Here is a 19,057-nt window from a genome sequence, read left to right on the forward strand (position 1 = left end):
GCGCTCCTTTACGCAATGGCTGCGGTACTGCCGACTTCCTTGCGGATGGCCGGAATGATCTTGTCGCCCCACAGTTCAATCTGCTTGAGCATCGTCTTCTGATCGAAGTCGCCCAGCTGCGTCTGCAAGGCAATGTGCTTGGGGCGCAGGATGCTGATCTCTTCCAGCATCTTGTCGATCACTTCATTGACGGAGCCCACCGGCAGGTTCTTGCGCAGCTGCTCGAACGTGGGGTCATTTTCCGACGGCACTTCCTTGACCATGTAGCCGTCGTCGCTTTGCGCACGGCGGAACTTCAGGCTTTCGGAAATGCGGCGCTGAAAGCGCGCGCAATCCAGATACGCGTCAATCTCTGTCTTGTTGTCCGACGCGTATCCGCAGCGCAGGAAGCCGAACTTCACGTCGCGATCAAGATCGCGGCCGTTGTCTTGCGCAACCTTTTCCAGGCGGCCGCGCAGCTCGGCAATCGCATCGTTGCCCTTGAGCAGCGCGGTGACGAACAGGTTGTGGTTCTCGCGCACGCCCCGGCCCAGCGTCACCGGATTGCCTGAGGTGATCCACAGCGGCGGCATCGGGTCTTGCAGGCAGCGCACCGCGATCGAGCTGGGCGGAATCTTCAGGAACTGGCCGTCGTGCTCGAAGATCTTCTGCGTCAGCCCCTTGGGAATGACGTCCAGAAATTCGTTGAAGATCGCCCCCGATTCCGCGATCTGCACGCCAAAGCGTTCGAACTCGAATTCCTGGTAGCCCGACCCCACGCCCAAGTCCAGACGGCCATTGGACACCGTGTCCACGAAACCGACTTCGGCCAGGAACCGCGCGGGGTGATACAGGGGCAGAATGCACACGGCGGTGCCCAGGCGGATGCGGTGCGTTTTGGCCGCAGCGTGCGCCACCGTCATCAGCGGCGACGGCGACAACGAGTAGTTGTTGAAGTGGTGCTCGGCGTACCAGGCGGCGTCGAAACCGGCCTGCTCAGCCACCACGGTTTGCTCGATGGAGTTGTTGATGACTTGCTTTGAGGACTGGTGGTAACCTCGCTGCTGCGCCAGAATGAACACGCCGAATTCCATAATGTCTCCTCATTGATTGCTTGACGTCTGAGGAAATTCTAGAGGCCGGCAGTCATCGGCTGAATACAAGAAAAGCGGCGTTCTGTGCTGCATAAAGTGGAGGAATGATGGACAGACTGCGCGCGATGGAGCTCTTTCTGTCGATCTCGAAAACCGAGAGTTTCTCTGAAACCGCGCGGCAGTTCGGCGTGTCGGCAACGTCGGTATCACGCATGATCACCGAGTTTGAAAACGAGTTGAACGTCAAGCTGCTGCTGCGTTCAACCCGCCAGGTCGTGCTGACCGAAGCCGGCCAGGAATATGCGCAACAGCTTGAATCCATCCTCTGGAACATCAACGAAGCGCATCGCAACATCACCGAAATCCGCGCGGCGCCCAAAGGCATTCTGCGCGTGCATTCGCGCATGATGTTCGGCCTGGGCGTGCTGCCCCCGCTGGTGGCGGCGTTTCGCCAGCAGTACCCCGACATCCACATTGAGCTGGTGCTATCGGAAGCCAAGACGGACCTGCGCCGCAACAACTTCGATATCGATTTCCGCATTTCGCCGCCCGTGGAAGCGGGCCTGAAGCGGCGCATCCTGTTCAAAAGCGAACGCTTTCTGGTGGCCTCCCCCGCGTATCTGGCGAAGCATGCCCCGCCCGGGAAACCCGCCGACATCGCGCAGCACGATTGCCTGGCCTATCTGCTGCCGGGCGATCAAACCTGCTGGCGCTTCAAGCAGGGCGAGGCCATCGAGGAAGTGCTGATCAAGCCTCGCCACGTGACGAACAACGGCGTGGCGCTGCTTGAGCTTGCGCTGCTGGGCGAAGGGGTGGCGCTGCTTGACGACTACACCGTGCACAACGATATTTCGCGCGGCACGCTGGTGCGCTTGTTCCCCGATTACCACGTCACGAACACGACCTTTGAAGAAGGCATGTACGCCACCATTCTGGACACGGCGATGATCCCGGTGAAGATCCGGCTGTTCCTGGATTTCGTGGCATCGCACGTGTCGGGTTCCGCGCTGCGGTTCACGGCGTACAACAAGATGGCGGCCGCCGAAAGCCCCTGATCAGGGGCGGTGATCACGGGTGAATGCGGCATTGCCCGCGCGGCGCGCCCACAGCGCCTGCGCCCCGGATGCGCAGCAACGCGCCGTCCAGCGGGCCCGTGGCCGATAAGCGGCCGCTGTCGCTGATCGTGGTCACGAAAATATCCGACAGATCAGGCCCGCCGAAACACAGTGACGCAGGATGCGCCACCGGCAATTCGATGCGGCGGTCGAGCTTGCCGTGCGCATCAAACCGCGCAATGGCCGCGGCATGCACCAGCGCCGTCCACAAGCCGCCCTCCTGATCAAAGCAGCAGCCGTCAGGCGCGGACCCCAGCGCGTCCGTGTCCACGAAGACTTCCGGGGATGACAACTGCCCTTGCGCATCCATGCGATAGCGGAAGATCTTGCGCTGCGCACTGTCGCACACATGGAAGTGCATGCCGTCGGGATGCATGGCGGGGCCATTCACCACGCCCAGGCCTTGGGAGATCCGGCTCACATTGCCTTGCAGGTCCACGCGGTACAAACCGCCCAGCGGGGCCTCGCCCGCTTGCCGGTGGATGTGCATGGTGCCCGCCACAAAGCTGCCGTCCGGCAACGGTGCGCCATCGTTCAGCCGTAAATGCGGATGGCTGTCTCCGATGTGACCCAAAGAATGCATCGCCCCATCTGACAACCGGTACAGGGCAAACGTGTCTTTCAACGCCACGATGATGTCGTCGTCGCCATTGAACGCAAACGAACCCACCGGGGCGGGCAACTGCCAATCTTGCGTGGCGCCGGTGTCGGGGTCCACCTGCATCAGTTGCCCGCTGCGGCAATCCAGCATCCACAACGTGTTCCTGGCCGCGTCCCACACCGGGCATTCGCCCAGCGCCGCGCGAACCGTGCCGATACGCTCGATCTGCATCTGCCGACCGCCTCTGTTTTGCTCGTCCGGCGGACGATTTCCCATCCCATGGTATCGGCTTGCAGGCCCCTGGAATATGGCGTTTTCATGCAGAACACAACCAACAATTTTGGCCTGAATCCGCAGCAATACCCGTCCATATAATCCAAAAAAAGCCGGCGCCCCCCGGGCAGCAATGCAGGGCGAGACCGGTCCATCCGACTCTAGGAGACACGCGATGCAGCATGCCACCGGCGCCCTGCGCCCCTCTGCTTTTTCCCCCGCATTTTCTACCGCCAACAAGGTGACGGCATGAGCGAATCGACCGTCACGCTGGATGTTAATGAGGGCGTTGCGCTCGTCACGCTGAACAGCCCGCCCGTCAATGCGCTGAACCGCGCCATGCGCCGCCGCATTGTGGCGATCTTCGATGAAATCTCCGAACGCGACGACATCCGCTGCGCCGTACTGACCGGCCATGGCAAGGTCTTCTGCGCGGGGGCCGACTTGAAAGACCGCCCCAACGCCGACATCGCGGGCGACTTTCTTGAACACAACCGCATCACCCGTGAAACCGGCAACGCCATCAAGGAATGCGCCAAACCGGTAATTGCCGCCGTCAACGGTGCGGCGCTCGGCGCGGGGCTGGGCCTGATGGCGGCGTGCGACATCATGTACGCGTCCGACAACGCCACCTTCGGCATGCCCGAAATCAATGTCGGCCTGGCGGGCGGCGCGTCCATGTTGCGCACGCTGGTAGGCCGGTCGACCCTGCGCCGCATGTTCTTCACCGGCCAGCGTCTTAGCGCCCACGATCTTCTGCGCCGCAACGTGCTGGAAGAAGTGCTGCCGCCCGATCAACTGCTGCCTGCCGCGCTGGCGTTGGCGCATGAGATCGCATCCAAAGCGCCGCTGGCTGTGCTCTACGCCAAGCGTGCGGCCAATATGGTCGACCTGATGCCGCAGCGCGATGCCTACCGCTTCGAGCAGGACTTCACCATGGCGCTCGCCAAGACGGAAGACGCCCGGGAAGCGCGCATGGCCTTCCTGGAAAAGCGCCAGCCGCAGTTCAAGGGGCGTTGAGATGGCGGCTCTGGCACAAGCACTTCCCGCCGGCGCGGGGCTGTCGCCGTTTTTCAAGGCGGCGAGCATCGCCATCGTGGGCGCTTCGGATGACATCACCAAGATCGGCGGCCGGCCGGTGCATATGCTGATCAAGCACGGCTATGCCGGCGCGGTCTATCCCATCAACCCCAAGGGCGGCGTCATCCAAGGGCTGCCTGCCTACGCTTCCGTGCGCGACACACCCGCCGCGCCCGAGCTCGCAATTCTGGCTGTGCCCGCCAGCGCGACGCCCGCCGCATTGCGCGACTGCGCGGCACGCGGCACCAAAGCGGCCATTGTGCTGTCGGCAGGCTTCACGGAAGCGGGCCCAGCGGGCGCAGCGCTGCAAGCCGACCTGGTGACTATCGCGCGCGAACACGGCATGCGCGTGCTGGGGCCGAACTGCCTGGGCGCGGTCAATGTGGCCGACCGCTTGATTGGCTCGTTTTCCATCGCGCTGGAAGAACACATGCCGCCCGCCGGCCATGCGGGCATCGTGTCTCAGTCGGGCAATGTGGGCAGCCACACCATGCAAAGCGTGGCGCGGCGCGGCATGGGCGTCAGCCGTTTCATTGCCACCGGCAACGAGGCCGACGTCGACGTGGCCGACGGCATCGCCGCGCTGGCCGAAGACCCGGACACGCGCATCATCTTGTGCTGCATGGAAACCTGCCGCGACGCCGCCAAGCTGATCAGCGCCCTGCAACGGGCGCGCGAACTCGGCAAGCCGGTCATCGTGTTGAAAATAGGCTCCACCGAAAAAGGCCAGCAGGCGGCCGCCTCCCACACCGGTGCGCTGACGGGTTCGGATGCCGTGATCGACGCCGTCTTCCGCCGCCACGGCGTGTTGCGCGTGCGCTCGGTGGAAGCGCTGATCGACATCGGCCACGCCGCGTCCTTGCTCATGCCGACCCGCCTGCCGCACAACGATGCCGTGACGCTGGTCGCAGCGTCTGGCGGCTTCGGCATCATGATGGCCGACGCCATGAGCGAAGCCGGCCTGGCCCTGCCCGCTTTGGCGCCGCTGACGCAACAACGCATCCTGGATGCCGTGCCCACCGCCAGCACCGGCAACCCGGTCGATGCGTCGGCGCAAATGTCGAGCCGGCCAGACATTTTGCTGAAGATGCTGACCGCCTTGCTGGACGACCCGTCCGACAGCGCGCTGGTGCTGTTCATGTCGCTGTCGCTGTACAACACGCGCTTGCGCGGCATCTATCTGGAAGCGCTGGCGCAGGTTCGCGCGAGCCATCCCGGCCGCCTGCTGATGATCATCAGCCAGGGGCCGGCCGACGCCATCGAGCAGATCAACGCGCTGGGTATTCCGGTGTTCTCCAGCATCGACGCCGCGGCGACGGGCCTGGCGGGCCTGGCACGGCTTGGGCAATTGCGTGCGGCCAACGCGCCCCAACGCGCACTGCCCGCCGCCGAACCCGTCGACCCCATCGTCTTCCAGAACGAATTCCACGCCAAGCAGGCGCTGGGCAAGGTGGGCATTGATGTGCCGCACGAGATGATCGCGGGCGACGCCGACGCCGCCGTGCGCGCCGCCGACGCCATCGGCTACCCCGTTGTGTTGAAGATTGCGTCGGAAGATGTGGCGCACAAGACCGAGGCCGGCGGCGTGATGCTGAACGTGGCCAACGCCCAAGCCGTGCGCGACGCGCATGCACGCATCCTGGCCAACGTGGCGCGGCATGCCCCCACCGCCCGCATCGATGGCGTGCTGGTGGCGCCGATGCTGCAAGGCGGCACGGAGATGATCGCGGGCGTGTCGCAAGACCCGGTCTTTGGGCCGATCGTCATGGTGGGCATGGGCGGCATCTATGCCGAAGTGCTGAACGACGTGGCGGTGCAAGCCGCCCCCGTCACCGAAGACGAGGCGCTGGCGATGATCCGGTCGCTGAAGATGTTCCCGATTCTGGACGGCGCACGCGGACAGGCCAAGGCCGATATCGCGGCGGCGGCGCGCAGCGTGGCGCGCTTGTCGGAGTTTGCGTTTCGGCATCGCGACGACGTATCCGACATCGACATGAATCCCATTCTGGTGCGGCCGCAAGGCCAAGGCGTGGTCGTGCTCGACGCGCTGATGATCCCGCGCGCCGCGCCCGCTCTGTAAGGACCAAGCATGCAATTCGAACAACAGGTGGCGGTCCCAGATCCGTCCGCCGGGCCAGCGGCCTATCGTCAACATGCGCGCACCTGGCTGCGCGCCAATCTGCCCGACTTCATGCGCGCCGACAGCCTGAACTGGCGCGCCGCCACGCTGGCCGAAAGCAGCACGTGGGAAGCGGCGATGCACCAGGCGGGGTTGGCAGGCATGACCTGGCCCAAGGCCTATGGCGGCCACGGCCTGACGCTGCGCGAACATCTGGCGGTGAACAAAGAAATCGGCGCACTGCCCATGCCCGAAAGCGTGAGCTCGATCGGCAAAGAACTCGCCGGCCCCATCATCATGGCCGTGGGCGACGAGGCGCAGAAGCAAACGTTTCTGCCCGACATCCTGACGATGCGGCAGTACTGGTGCCAGGGTTTTTCGGAACCCGACGCGGGCTCGGACCTGGCGCGTCTGCGCACCAAGGCCGTGCAGGAAGGCGAACACTGGCGCATCAACGGCCAGAAGATCTGGACCAGCGGCGCGGCCAAGGCGCACTACTGCCTGCTGCTGACGCGCACCGGCACCGTTGCCGACAAGCACCGTGGCCTGCTGATGTTTGCCGTGCCCATGGATACGCCGGGCATCCGCGTGGTGCCAATCAAATCCATCGACGGCAAGGAATCGTTTGCCGAAGTGTTCTTCGACGACGTCGTCGTGCCTGACAGTGCGCGCCTGGGTGCGCCGGACGAAGGCTGGAACGCCGCCATCCGGGTGCTGTCGATCGAGCGCGCCACCAACCGCATGTACCGCCCGTGGCGCTTCGAATGCGAACTGCGCCAGCTGATCGCGGCGTGCAAATCCGACTCCCAGCTGGCCCCCTCGCTGGACGACGGCTACGTGCAACGCCGCGTGGGCGATCTGGTGAGCGAGATCGACGGTTTGAAGGGCCTGGTCGAACTCACGGTGGAACGCATGCTGCGCGGCGAATCACTCGGCGCGCGCGGCTCGCTGACGAAGCTGTATTGGTCGGAATGCCACCAGGCCTTCGCCAGCCTGGCGCTATCGATGTTGTCGCCCGTGGGCCCGCACTCCAGCCCCTTGGCGCAGCGTGCGCACAAGGCCTTTACCAACGCGTATCTGTTCTCGCGCGCTGAAACGATTTACGCCGGCACGACCGAGGTGCAGCTGGACGTGATCGCGCAGCGCGTCATGAATCTTCCCAAGGACCTGACATGAGTAGCGAAGAACTGCGGCCGGAAGAATTCGCACAGGCCGCCGACGCGGCCATTACCGATGCGCTATCGCACAACGAGCCGCACGATCAGGCGGCCGTGCTGGCCCAAGCCGGTCTGTGCGGCGTGATGGCGGATGAGGCCGATGGCGGCCTGGGACTGGACCTGGCCTTTGCCTTGCCCATCGCGCATGCCGCGGGCCGATTGCAATTGCCCTTGCCGTTGGCCGAACAGATGCTGCTGGCCCGGGCTTTTGCCGGCACGCCGCAAGCCGCGGCATTGGCGGCCGGCGAAAGGCTCGCCGGCATTGCCTGGCAAGGCACGCTGCAATCAGGCAGCGTCCGTTTGGACCACGGCCCGGCCGACTGGGTGCTGGTCGCCGATGACCACGGCGCGGCGCTGGTGGACGTGAGCGCGGCAACGTGCGACGCGCAGGCCGCGCTTGACCCCGACCATCCGCAACGCTGGCTGACGCTGGAAGGCGCGCCGGTGCTGGCCCGGCTGGACGCGGCGGCTTTCGAAGCGGTTCGGCGGCAGGCGCAGCTGTTGCTGGCCGAGTTCGCTAACGGCGCGGCCGAAGGTGCGCTGCAAATGGCGGCCAGCTATATGGCGACGCGCGTGCAGTTTGGGCGGCCGCTGTCGGCCAAGCAGGCGGTGCGCCACTTGCTCGCACGCATGCGCTTGCTGCAAGACGTGTCCAGCGCCGCCATCCGCCGCGCCATGCACGCGGACGAATTCGGGGCGCCACGCGACACCCGCCCCGCGCTGGCGGGCGCTATCGCCCATGCCGCCTTCGTCATCGAGAAGGCCATCCATCTGCACGGCGGCATGGGCTTCACCTGGGAGCTGCCCTTGCACCCTGCGCTGCGCGCGGTGCGCAAGCTGGATGCGGCGTTCAACGGCTTGTCGCGCCAGACCGGCCGCGATTTCATTCAATCGGTGTAGGAAGAAACCATGCAACAAGATCTGGCTGGGCGCGTTGCGCTTGTCACGGGCGCCGGGGCCGGCATCGGCCGCGCCACGGCCCGCGCACTTGCCGCGCGCGGCGCCATCGTCGGCGTGAATGATTTGAAGCAGGAACTGGTGGACGCCACCGTGGCCGACATCACGGCATCGGGCGGCCAAGCGTTTGCAGTGGTGCAGAACGTGGCGTCGCGTGAAGGCATCGCGCAAGCGGTGCGCCAGGCCGCCGAACACGGCTCGCGCTTTGACATCCTGGTCAACAACGCGGCGTGGGTCCGCTACCAAAGCGCGGCCGAGATTCAGGCCGACACCATGGACCGCATGCTGGACATCGGCTTCAAGGCGGTGATCTGGGGCATCCAGGCCGCCGCCGAAGCGATGGACCCCGAACGTGGCGGCGCCATCGTCAACGTGGCCTCCACCGCCGCGTTGAAATCCGCGCCCAGTTCGATGGTGTATTCGGGCATCAAGGCGGGCGTGCTGGGCATCACCCGCGCGGCCGCAGCCGAGCTGGGCGGGCGTGGCATCCGCGTGAATGCCGTTTGCCCATCGGCCGTACCCACGGAAGGCACGCAGCGCAATCGCAACGCCGAGCGCGATGCGCGCCGTATCGCCAGCACGCCGATGGGGCGGCTGGGCACCGTGGAAGACGTGGCCAGTGGCATCGCTTTCCTGGCCAGCGACGAAGCGCGCTTCATCACTGCGCAGGCGCTGGTGGTGGATGGCGGCATCACGTTCACCACGCTCTGATGGACACCGTCCTGTTGACGGGCGCCGCCAGCGGCATCGGCCGCGCCACGGCCTGGCGGCTGGTGCGTGAAGGACGGCGCTGCGTGCTGGTGGATCGCAATGCCGCAGCGCTTGAAGCGCTGCTGACGGCGCTGCGGTCGGAGGGCGCGGCCGTGGATCATCTTGCCTGCGTGGCGGACTTGACTGATCCTGACCAGATTCACGCGCTGGCCGATGGCCTGCCCCCGCTTGACGCCATCATCAACAACGCGGGCCTGACGGACGCCAGCAATCTGCCTGCCGTCGCACAAGCCGATGACAACTGGCAGCGGCTGCTGGACCTGAACCTGCATGCGCCCGCACGGCTGCTGCGCGCCCTGCACGGACGGCTGACGCGGCATGCGCGCATCGTCAATGTGGCCTCCGGCGCGGGGCTGCGTGCCATTCCCATGCGCGGCGCGTACAGCCCCAGCAAGGCCGGACTGATCGCGCAGACTCAAGCCTTGGCGCGGGCGCACCCGGAACTGCGCGTCAGCGTGCTGTGTCCGGGATTCGTGCAGACAGAGCTGGTCGACGGATTGATCGCATCCGGCCGCCTGGACCCCGTGCGCGCGGTCGGCAAGATTCCGTTGGGCCGGTTGGCCGCCCCCGAGGAAATCGCCTGCGCGCTGGCGTTTCTGGCCAGCGACCACGCGGCGCTTGTCTCGGGCGGCCGCTTGTCCGTCGATGGCGGATCGTCGGTGTTCGGCGGCAGCCAGGCCTATGCCCCCAGCGCCATCGCCCCGGCGTCCTGTGATACGCCGTTGTCGTTGACCGTGCATGGCCACTGGCCGGTACTACGCAGTACGGAGGTGCGAGACGGCTACCCCGCTGCCATTGACGTCACGGTGCTGAATAGCCCGCCCGGCGCGCGCCTGGCCGCCACATTGGCCGCCGCCCGCCGCCATGGCTCCGGCGATGCGCCCGGCAGCCTGACGCTGCTCTTGCCGCGCGCCGCCGATACCGATTGGGAACACGCGGGGGACGACGCCGCCGCACGCATGCTAATCGCCACGCTCGCCTGCGAATGGGGGCCGCGCGCGCGCCGCATCAACGCCGTCGAAGTGGCTTCGGCGGAGCCGAACGCTGCGCTATCGCCGCTGCTGCGCTTCGTGGCGGGCGCCCAAGCGCAATACCTGACCGGGCAAACGCTATGCACGCGCTAGAGGATCTAGACGCCATCAAATCGCGCTTCATCGCCGCACGGGGCTATTGGCGGCCGTGGACCGAAGCACTGCTGCACGCCAACCCTGCGTTTCTGTCGCGCTACGCGGACTACGCGGGGTATCCGGCGCAAACCGGCCCGTTGACTCCCCGCATGGTCGAGCTGGTTTATGTGGCGCTGGACGCCTCGGCCACGCATCTGTACGAGCCCGGTCTGACGACCCATCTGCGCATGGCGCGCGAGGCCGGCGCCAGCCAAGCCGATGTGTTCGACGTGCTGCATTGCGTGACCGTGCAAGGCCTGAGCGCCGTCCTGCAAGCGGCCGACGTGCTGCATGACGCGGCCGCGCCATCGCCTTTGGCTGCGGAAGATCCGCTACACCATCGCATCCACGCGCTATGGCCGGAACAGGCGCCAAGCCTGCTGCGCCTGGCGGCGCAAGACCCCGGCTATGTTTCGGTGCTGTTGGACTTTGTTGAAGGCGGCGCGCCAGCCGGTGGCTTGACTCCCGCCGAGCGGCTGTTGGTGCGCATCGCGCTGCACGCCTGCTTCACGCAGGCAGACGGGCAGACGTTGCACACGCTGATCCCGCATGCGCTGGCCCAAGGTGTGGCGCGTGCCGAGATCCTGCAAGTGATTCAGCTGGGCGCGCATCTGGCGGTGCATGGCGCGTCATTGGGCGCGACGGCTTACGCAAAAATGGCCGGTAGCGTTGCGCCACCGGCGGGCCGCCCCGCTTGACCCGTCAGGCCTGCCCTTCGCGCTTGGCGCGAGCGTGCGGGTCGTTGATTTCGGTTTCCAGTTCGGCGATGAGCCAATCGAACCACCCCTTTTCGGTACGGGCGTACACCACGGCGGCCGGCGTCTTGCCATCGCGCCAGCCGGCCTGATGCGTATCCATCCACGACGCCAGGCTCTTGTGCGGGGCAAGCAAGCCCGACAACCACGTCCACAGATACTCCGGCACATTGCGCCGAAAACCCTTTGCGCTGGCGTAGAGCGTGGGCTCCAGCGGCAGGCTGCCCGAGCGGGCCAGCTTCGTCTGCACCCGGCGCAGCGTTTCAGCCGCGGCCTGCAATTGTTCGGTGCTGAGCTTTTTCACGTGAGGACTCCTGGATTGGGGTTGCCGGATTATCGCCGGAGGAAGCCGGCCTTTCAAAGCGCCGCGTTCAGCCATGTCAGCCGCTTCGGCCGTTCAGCCATTCCGCCATGCAGCGGCTTCGGCCTTTCAGTCGCTTCAGCGTTTGGCCCGAGGCGGCGTCAGCGCCATCAAGGCCGTTGCCGCAAAGCGCGCCCCCGGTTCCAGCACCTGCATCCCCGTGCGAGTCTCACCCGCCGCCGCCAAATTGAACGCGTCCGCCACGTTGGTGACCGGCTCCACGCACAGAAAATCTGACCCCGGCGCCGTATAAATGACGACGTGCGCAAACGCCGGGTCCGCGTGCAGCGCCAGCTCGTGGCCGTCGGCCCAAGAGAGCGTGGCGCGCCCTTCCCATTGCGACAGATAGGTATCGCAGCCTTCGGCTGACCGGCGCACTTCACGCACATGCTTGACCTTGCTGCCCGTGGGCAACCCGTTCGCGTCCGCCGGCCACAGACGGCGCGCATTCAGCGCCACGCGCTCGGCGGTGAAGTACGGATGAATGCCCAGCCCGCAAGGCATGGGTGAATCGCCCTGGTTGATCAGGCTGAGCGACAGGCTCAAGCCGCGCGCATCCAACCGATAGCGCTGCACGCACTCAAACGGCCAGGGCCAGCCCAACACGCCCGCCGGCTGGCTCAGCACCAGGTCTACACTGTCCGCCGTGTGATTGCGCACCTGCCAGGGCTGAAACAGCCCCGAGCCATGAATGGCCTGCGGCCGGCCCGGCACGGACTGAAGCTCATGGCGCGCGCCATTGAACGTGAACACGCCGTCGCGAATCCGGTTGGAATACGGCGCCAGCGGGTAAGACCCCGCGCGCGGCCACTTGCCGGCCGGCCACTCCGTGGCGGTCAACGGCACAATCCAATCATGCGACCCCGTCGACAATCGGGTCAGCCGCCCCCCGCCCCCCGGCGCAAATTCCGCCTGGTGCGCCCCGCTGGCAATGGTTAAGCGCTCGACCGCATTCACGGGGTCGGCGAAAGGAAATTCCGGCATCTGCTGCTCCCGCGGCCAACACGGGGCCGCGTCGTGCGATTGTGCCGGTAAAGTAAAGCCCTTGCATAATTTGACCCACGCTTTCCCCCGTCCGTTGCCCCCCGTCCGTTGCCCCCTATACCCGCCCGCGCATGCCAATGACCGTTGACGACATTTACCTGATCACCCCTAAGTTGTCGCTCGCTCGCCCCGGCGACGTCGACGCCTTGAAACCCTGGCTGGGCGCCGACCTGCCCGGCGGCTACGCCCGCTTCGTCACCTTGCTCGGGCAAGGCACGTACTGCGGACGGCTAATGGTGTGGATGCCGGCGCAGATCCTTGCCGATTGCGAATCTGAACGCGAGTTCGTCCGTGAGTACTTCGACGATTTCTGGGGGGATGACAGCACGATCGCCATGGAAGAAGCGGCGCGGAGCGTGCCGTTTGCCAGCACGGTCGATGGCGACAAGGTCTTGTACAGCGTCGAACGCCGGCAGGTCTTCGTGCTTCCCCGGCACGGCCAGGAGGTGATCTGGATGCCGCAGGGCGCGGACGATCCGCGGGATTGGGGGTTGCGCAACCCCGAAGATAAACACGCCGAAAGCGAATGGCGATACTTCGATTCGCACGTGGATCGCGGCATCATCGAGCTTTTCTCGTCCGGCAGCTTCGCGATCCACGATATGGCGGAACGGATCGCCGCGCGTTTTCCCCCCGCGCACCAGATCGATGCCCCGTGGGGCGCCCGTCTATTCCTGCCCGACATCCATGGCATGGCCCAACTGACACAAGCCCCCGGCGACAAGCGCGTTGGCGTGCGGCTGGAGTTTGACCTCGCAGCGGCTGCCCAATTGCAACCCTTGTTGGGCGAACTGGCGAACCTGGGTTTCCGGGAGACCTGGCGCTTCCCGTCGCTTAAGGGTCACGATTAGGCGAAGAAAGGGGGACCGGGCTCACTGATAGCGGCCGCGCTCAGTGAAATGATCAACAAGCGCCAAAACCATCCCGCCCTGCCCCGCACGCCCCCGCCCGCCCCGATACAATCACGGGCATGAATTCAGCAACACAACCCACCGCCGCCGACGCCCACGCGGGCCATACCCCGATGATGCAGCAGTACCTCCGCTTAAAAGCGGAGGCTGGCCCCTTGCTGCTCTTCTACCGCATGGGTGACTTCTATGAAATGTTCTATGAAGACGCGGAACGCGGCGCGCGTCTGCTCAACCTGACGCTGACCAAGCGCGGTTCGTCCAACGGTATCCCGATTCCGATGGCCGGCCTGCCCGTGCACGCCATGGAGCAGTACCTGGCCCGCTTGGTCGCGCTGGGCGAATCCATTGCCATCTGCGAGCAGATTGGCGACCCGGCCACGTCCAAGGGCCCGGTCGAACGCCGTATCGTGCGTATCGTCACACCGGGCACGCTGACCGACGACGCCCTGCTGCCCGCCAAGGCCGACCGCGCGCTTGCCGCCGTGTTCGTCTCCGGCAACGCCCGTGCGCCGCGCGCCGGGCTGGCCTGGCTGAACTTGGCCAGCGGCGAATTCCGCGTCACCGAATGCGCGCCGGCTCAATTGGAATCAGAACTGCATCGCGTCGCGCCGGCCGAGATCATCTGCGCCGACAGCGCCGAATTTGATTTCCCGTTCGATGGCGCCCGCGCCCGTGTGCCTGATTGGCACTTCGAAAGCGATGGCGCACGTGCGCACCTGCTGGCCCACTTCAAGACCGACACGCTGGCCGGCTTCGACATCGAAGACATGCCGGCGGGCATTTGCGCGGCGGGCGCGCTGCTGCGCTACGCAGCGCGCACCCAGTCGCAGGCCTTGGCCCACGTGCAAAGCCTGTCGGCCGAGCGCCCGGGGCAGTACGTGCTGCTGGACCCGGTCACCCGCCGCAACCTTGAACTGACGCAAACGCTGGCCGGCGAAGATTCGCCCACGCTGTTTTCGTTGCTGGACGGTTGCCGCACGCCGATGGGCAGCCGCCTGTTGCGCCGCTGGCTGCACCACCCCTTGCGTGAAAACGATCAAGCGCTGGCGCGCCAGCAAGCCATTTCGGCCCTGCTGGCTGGCCGCATGGATGTCGAGCAGACGTTCGGCTCTGCCGGTCTGCTGGAAGCGCTGCGCAGCGCCCTGAATGCGTTCCCCGACATCGAACGCATCGCCGCCCGCCTGGCGCTGCGCTCAGTGCGCCCGCGTGAACTGGCCAGCCTGCGCGATGCGCTGGAATCCCTGCCGGCCTTGCGCGATCTGCTCGAACCCATGGCCGCATCGCCGCGTCTGGGCGAGCTGATCTCGCATCTGTCGGTGGACCCGGCGCTGGCCGCGCTGCTGATGCGCGCGATTGCGCCGGAACCCGCCGTGGCCATCCGCGACGGCGGCGTGCTGGCCGCAGGGTTTGACGCCGAGCTGGACGAGCTGCGCGGCCTGGCCGCCGACGGTGGCGACTTCCTGCTGCAACTGGAAGCCCGCGAACGCGAACGCACCGGCATCAGCAACCTGCGCGTGGAATTCAACCGCGTGCACGGGTTCTATATCGAAGTCAGCAAGGGCCAGACGGCCAAGGTGCCGGAAGACTACCGCCGCCGCCAGACGCTGAAGAACGCCGAACGCTACATCACGCCCGAGCTCAAGACCTGGGAAGACAAGGTGCTGTCGGCGCAAGACCGTTCGCTGGCCCGCGAAAAATGGCTGTTTGAACAACTGCTGGATGTGCTGGCCGAACACGTGCGCCCGCTGTCTGATTGCGCGGCTGCCCTTGCCGAGCTGGACACGCTGGCCGCCCTGGCCGATCACGCGCGCCGCCACGACTGGATCGCGCCTGACTTGTCGGAACAGGCCGACATCGACATCGACGCCGGCCGCCATCCCGTCGTGGAACATGCCATCGAACGCTTCACGCCCAACGGCTGCCGGCTGGACCCGGCGCGCCGCATGCTGCTGATCACCGGCCCGAACATGGGCGGTAAATCGACGTACATGCGGCAGGTGGCGCTGATTGTGCTGCTGGCGCGCATCGGCAGCTTTGTGCCGGCGGCGCGCGCGCGCATTGGCAAGATCGACCGCATCTTCACCCGCATCGGTGCGGCCGACGATCTGGCCGGCGGGCGCTCGACCTTCATGATGGAAATGACGGAAGCCGCCGCCATCCTGTCGGCCAGCACGCCCAACAGCCTGGTGCTGATGGACGAAATCGGCCGTGGCACGTCCACCTACGACGGCCTGGCGCTGGCCTGGGCCATTGCCTGCCGCCTGCTGGCGCACAACCGCGCGCTGACGCTGTTCGCCACCCACTATTTCGAACTGACCCGCCTGCCGGCCGAACAACCGGCATCCGCCAACGTGCATCTGGCCGCGGCGGAATCCGCCAGCGGCATCGTGTTCCTGCACGAAGTGCGCGAAGGCCCCGCCAGCCGCAGCTACGGGATTCAGGTGGCGCAACGCGCGGGCGTGCCTGCCGCCGTCATCCGCCAAGCCACGCGTGAACTCGAACGGCTGGAAGCGCAGGGCGCGCCCACGCCCCAGCTGGGCCTGTTCTCTGCTGCGGCCGATGCCGATGCGCAAGCCTACGCCGAGGCCGAACGTTCCGACGCCATCGACGCGCTGGACGCCTTGCGCGAAGCACTCGCCACGATCGACCCCGACAGCCTCACCCCGCGCGAAGCGCTGGATGCCCTTTACCGTTTGAAGAAACACGTTCAATGAACCTCGATCACGCGTTGCCGCTCTTGGGCAATCAAAGCCCCAACGACTTCATGCGCCGCTATTGGCAGCGCAAGCCGCTGTTGATCCGCCAGGCCATCCCTGACTTCAAGCCGCCGCTCACCATCGCCGCCATCAAGAAGCTGGCGCGCCGCGACGACGTGGAGTCGCGCCTGATCTGGCGCGAGAACGGCGAATGGCAAATGGAGAACGGCCCGTTCGCGCGTCTGCCCAAAGACAACGAAGGCGACTGGACGCTGCTGGTGCAAAGCGTGGACCTGCTCAGCGACGCCGCGTCCGAACTCATGGGGCTGTTCCGTTTCATTCCCGACGCGCGCCTGGACGACGTGATGATCAGCATCGCCAGCCACGGCGGCGGCGTGGGCCCCCACTTCGACAGCTATGACGTGTTCCTGCTGCAAGCCGCAGGCGAACGCGAATGGCGTTACGGCCGTCAGAAAGATCTGTCGCTTGCGCCCGACCTGCCACTGAAAATCCTCAGCAACTTTCAGCCGGAAGAAAAAGCCGTGCTGGCCCCGGGCGACATGCTGTACCTGCCGCCGCAGGCCGCGCATGACGGCATTGCGGTCGGCGACGGCTGCATGACGATTTCGATAGGCTTTCGCGCCCCCACGCAAGCCACGCTGGCGCGCGGGCTGCTTGAGGCGGCGGCTGACCAGGTGATGGCCCGCGTGGGCTTGCTGGGCGGCCCTTACGGCGAACCCGCGCTGCCCGGCCCGAAGTTGTCTGCGGTGTACCGTGACCCCGGCCAGCCGGCGGTGGACACGCCTGCGGCCCTGCCCGATGCGCTGGTCGCCGCCACGCTGGAAACGGTTGAAAAGATGCGCTTCGATGATGCGCTAGCCTCGCGGTTCCTGGGCTGCTGGCTGACCGAACCGCACAACCAGAGCGTGTTCGACGCGCCCGAGGACATGGACGTGGATCTCGAAGAAGACTGGCCTGCCGCCGGCCGGCTGGTGCTGGATCGCCGCAGCCGCATGCTATATCGCGGCAAGCAGCTCTTCATCAACGGCGAAACCGCCATGACGCCCGCGGATGCCGCCTTGCGCCAGCTTGCGGATGCGCGCAGCCTGGATTGCGCGAACCCGGCCTGCGCGAAGCTGTCGCCCGAGGCCCGTTCATGCCTGGCGGATTGGCTGGATTCGGGGTGGATTCACTACGTGGCATCGTAGTATCCAGACACGTGCGCGTATCTTTCTCGAACAGAACGCAATCAGGTCTGATCGCAGGGACACATAAAGAAAGAGATAACACGAAGCTGAAAGGTTTGTTGCCGTTGGGATGCCACCTTTTTAACTTTCACACGCGATCGGACCGTGGGTTCCTGTAGCCTGGATTCTGGTTTCCCCTAAGGGGGTTTCAAGAGTCGTCATCTACAGGAGTCCAAAAATGATGAGCAAAACCTTGATTATTGCTTCGGTGCTGGCCGTCGCGCTCAGCGCTTGCAACAAGAAGGAAGATGCCCCGGCGCCCGCGACCAACCCCACTCCGGGTGCAAGCACGCCCGCACCCACCACCACGCCGCCGGCCACCTCGCCGGCTCCGGCCCCCACTCCTAACACCACGCCGGGTGGCGGTTCGACCACCCCGGGCGGCTCGACCACGCCCGCGTCTTAATAAAAACAGAGACGAACCCCCGCTCTGAAGACGTAAAAAAGCCCCGGCAATTCAATTGCCGGGGCTTTTTTGCGTCCTTTGAAAGCGGACAGGCCGGCATTTTAATGCCGGCCGTTTTCAGCTTTACATCTTGTCCTTCAGCACGCTCAGCAGACGCTGGGCGGTAGCGCTGCTGTCGCGCGCGCCGTTGGCGTCCAGCACCGTCACCGTGGTCTGGTCGCCCGTGGCGGCCAGGTGGATGCGGTACTGCGGCGCTTGAGCCGCCTTGTCGCCCGAGAACATGCGGCTGAAGAAGCCCGGTTGCTCGTTCTTTTCGCCGGTGTCGGTATCCACGTAGCGAACGAAGTAGTCGCCAGCGGAACGGTCGCGGTCTTCAACGGCGAAACCACCGCCGTCCAGCGCCACGCCAACGCGGCGCCATGCGCGGTCGAACGATTCGGCCACCAGCAGCGTTGCGCCTTGCGCACGGACATCTTCCTGCACGGCAGGCTTCTGCGGCGCGGCTTCCGCCTGCTGCACCAGCTTGCGGGCGTTGTCGACGTCGGAACCCAGGTAGACCATCATGCGGGCGAGCATGGCGGCGTTCAGGCCCGGATCTTCCTTGCCGTTTTGCCACTGCACTTGGCCGCCGTCGCTGCCGACGCGCTTTTCAAGCATCTGGCGATGGCTGACGAACACTTCGGTGTGACCGTTGACGCGCTCGACGCGGGTGCGGAATTTCTCGCGCTCGCCGCTATCCCAGGCCGATTCCAGCACGGCGCCCAAGGCTTGGCGCAACCAGCTTTCCGGAATCTTGGCGCGGTTTTCCGCCCAGTCGGTTTCGATCAAACCCGCACCGGGGTTGTTGCTGGCCACCGTGAAGCCGCTCTCGGTCCAGAAGTCGACCAGACGCGGGAACACGTCTTCCGGGGCACGATCAATGACGAGCCAGCGCAGGTCGCCATCACGCTCGACGCGCATGTCTTGGCGGCCGGGAAGCACATTGCTGGTCTTCGGGGCGGCGGCTTGCGCCTGGCCCTGCTGTTGGAACTGCGAATACGTCGTCGAGCCCGAGGCCGGCGCGCGGTAACGCGGATCACTGTTTGCCTGAGTCAGATCCGGCGGGATGCTCAGAGGCTCTCCACGCTGGGTGACGGCGCTCTTGTAGTTGACGGATTCTTCATTGCCCAGGAATTGATTGACCTCGCTGCAGCCGGCCAATAACACCAGAGACATCAATGCCGACAAACCGGCATGACGCTTGTTCATACGTATCCTCACGATAT

17 protein-coding genes are annotated in these 19,057 nt (G+C 65.7%); 12 read left to right on the plus strand and 5 right to left on the minus strand.

The genetic code is table 11. The features are described 5' to 3' along the window. Nucleotides 1–8: 8 nt before the first annotated feature. Entirely contained in the window at nucleotides 9–1,073 is a 1,065-nt protein-coding gene (locus HV765_RS29500; RefSeq protein WP_175171789.1) for an LLM class flavin-dependent oxidoreductase, read from the minus strand. 107 nt (nucleotides 1,074–1,180) lie between these two features. Between HV765_RS29500 and HV765_RS29505 the strand changes: the two genes are divergently transcribed. Beyond that, nucleotides 1,181–2,128: a LysR family transcriptional regulator gene (locus HV765_RS29505; protein ID WP_054426609.1), complete on the plus strand. Its 948-nt coding sequence runs from the start codon at nucleotides 1,181–1,183 to the stop codon at nucleotides 2,126–2,128. A 13-nt stretch (nucleotides 2,129–2,141) separates the two neighbouring features. Here the strand turns inward: HV765_RS29505 and HV765_RS29510 are convergent, their stop codons facing one another. Next, a complete protein-coding gene (locus HV765_RS29510; RefSeq protein WP_175171790.1) occupies nucleotides 2,142–3,020 on the minus strand; it encodes an SMP-30/gluconolactonase/LRE family protein in 879 nt (292 codons plus the stop codon). A 291-nt stretch (nucleotides 3,021–3,311) separates the two neighbouring features. Here HV765_RS29510 and HV765_RS29515 point away from each other — a divergent pair, with 291 nt between their 5' ends. The 7 genes from HV765_RS29515 to HV765_RS29545 are packed head-to-tail and all read left to right on the plus strand — an operon-like array spanning nucleotide 3,312 to nucleotide 11,070. Next, on the plus strand, nucleotides 3,312–4,082 hold the full coding sequence (locus tag HV765_RS29515) for an enoyl-CoA hydratase/isomerase family protein (RefSeq protein WP_054426611.1): 771 nt from the start codon (nucleotides 3,312–3,314) through the stop codon (nucleotides 4,080–4,082). Between the two features lies 1 nt (nucleotide 4,083). Continuing rightward, a complete protein-coding gene (locus tag HV765_RS29520; RefSeq protein ID WP_175171791.1) occupies nucleotides 4,084–6,222 on the plus strand; it encodes an acetate--CoA ligase family protein in 2,139 nt (712 codons plus the stop codon). Between the two features lie 9 nt (nucleotides 6,223–6,231). Further along, on the plus strand, nucleotides 6,232–7,437 hold the full coding sequence (locus HV765_RS29525; RefSeq protein WP_175171792.1) for an acyl-CoA dehydrogenase family protein: 1,206 nt from the start codon (nucleotides 6,232–6,234) through the stop codon (nucleotides 7,435–7,437). Beyond that, nucleotides 7,434–8,378, plus strand: a complete 945-nt coding sequence (locus HV765_RS29530; RefSeq protein ID WP_175171794.1) for an acyl-CoA dehydrogenase family protein — start codon at nucleotides 7,434–7,436, stop codon at nucleotides 8,376–8,378. The genes HV765_RS29525 and HV765_RS29530 overlap by 4 nt, the downstream gene beginning before the upstream one ends. Before the next feature lie 9 nt (nucleotides 8,379–8,387). After that, on the plus strand, nucleotides 8,388–9,146 hold the full coding sequence (locus HV765_RS29535) for an SDR family NAD(P)-dependent oxidoreductase (RefSeq protein WP_054426615.1): 759 nt from the start codon (nucleotides 8,388–8,390) through the stop codon (nucleotides 9,144–9,146). Then, complete coding sequence (locus HV765_RS29540; RefSeq protein WP_175171796.1) at nucleotides 9,146–10,330, plus strand: SDR family NAD(P)-dependent oxidoreductase; 1,185 nt, start codon at nucleotides 9,146–9,148, stop codon at nucleotides 10,328–10,330. The genes HV765_RS29535 and HV765_RS29540 overlap by 1 nt, the downstream gene beginning before the upstream one ends. Beyond that, nucleotides 10,318–11,070: a carboxymuconolactone decarboxylase family protein gene (locus HV765_RS29545; RefSeq protein ID WP_175171797.1), complete on the plus strand. Its 753-nt coding sequence runs from the start codon at nucleotides 10,318–10,320 to the stop codon at nucleotides 11,068–11,070. The genes HV765_RS29540 and HV765_RS29545 overlap by 13 nt, the downstream gene beginning before the upstream one ends. Nucleotides 11,071–11,074: 4 nt before the next feature. Here HV765_RS29545 and HV765_RS29550 read toward each other — a convergent pair whose 3' ends face one another. Both HV765_RS29550 and HV765_RS29555 read right to left on the minus strand, forming a co-directional pair. Then, nucleotides 11,075–11,431 carry a hypothetical protein gene (locus HV765_RS29550; protein ID WP_054426618.1) on the minus strand — a complete coding sequence of 119 codons (357 nt, stop codon included), beginning with the start codon at nucleotides 11,429–11,431 and terminating at the stop codon, nucleotides 11,075–11,077. Between the two features lie 135 nt (nucleotides 11,432–11,566). After that, complete coding sequence (locus HV765_RS29555; RefSeq protein ID WP_175171799.1) at nucleotides 11,567–12,472, minus strand: aldose epimerase family protein; 906 nt, start codon at nucleotides 12,470–12,472, stop codon at nucleotides 11,567–11,569. A 137-nt stretch (nucleotides 12,473–12,609) separates the two neighbouring features. Between HV765_RS29555 and HV765_RS29560 the strand changes: the two genes are divergently transcribed. From HV765_RS29560 to HV765_RS29575, 4 genes are all read left to right on the plus strand, one after another. Next, nucleotides 12,610–13,383: a hypothetical protein gene (locus HV765_RS29560; RefSeq protein WP_175171801.1), complete on the plus strand. Its 774-nt coding sequence runs from the start codon at nucleotides 12,610–12,612 to the stop codon at nucleotides 13,381–13,383. Nucleotides 13,384–13,502: 119 nt separating this feature from the next. Further along, a complete protein-coding gene (gene mutS, locus HV765_RS29565) occupies nucleotides 13,503–16,157 on the plus strand; it encodes a DNA mismatch repair protein MutS (RefSeq protein ID WP_254600769.1) in 2,655 nt (884 codons plus the stop codon). Beyond that, the gene (locus HV765_RS29570; protein WP_175171802.1) at nucleotides 16,154–17,347 is read left to right on the plus strand and encodes a ribosomal protein uL16 3-hydroxylase; all 1,194 of its coding nucleotides are present in this window, start codon (nucleotides 16,154–16,156) and stop codon (nucleotides 17,345–17,347) included. Before mutS ends, HV765_RS29570 begins: the two co-directional genes overlap by 4 nt. 217 nt (nucleotides 17,348–17,564) lie before the next feature. Continuing rightward, nucleotides 17,565–17,792: an endopeptidase gene (locus tag HV765_RS29575; protein WP_082387197.1), complete on the plus strand. Its 228-nt coding sequence runs from the start codon at nucleotides 17,565–17,567 to the stop codon at nucleotides 17,790–17,792. A gap of 123 nt (nucleotides 17,793–17,915) precedes the next feature. On the opposite strand, the gene bamC is transcribed toward HV765_RS29575, so the two are convergent. Beyond that, nucleotides 17,916–19,040, minus strand: a complete 1,125-nt coding sequence (gene bamC, locus HV765_RS29580; protein ID WP_175171804.1) for an outer membrane protein assembly factor BamC — start codon at nucleotides 19,038–19,040, stop codon at nucleotides 17,916–17,918. Nucleotides 19,041–19,057: the final 17 nt, after the last annotated feature.

It is taken from the genome of Achromobacter kerstersii, from assembly GCF_902859595.1.
GTDB classification, from domain to species: Bacteria; Pseudomonadota; Gammaproteobacteria; order Burkholderiales; family Burkholderiaceae_B; genus Achromobacter; species Achromobacter kerstersii.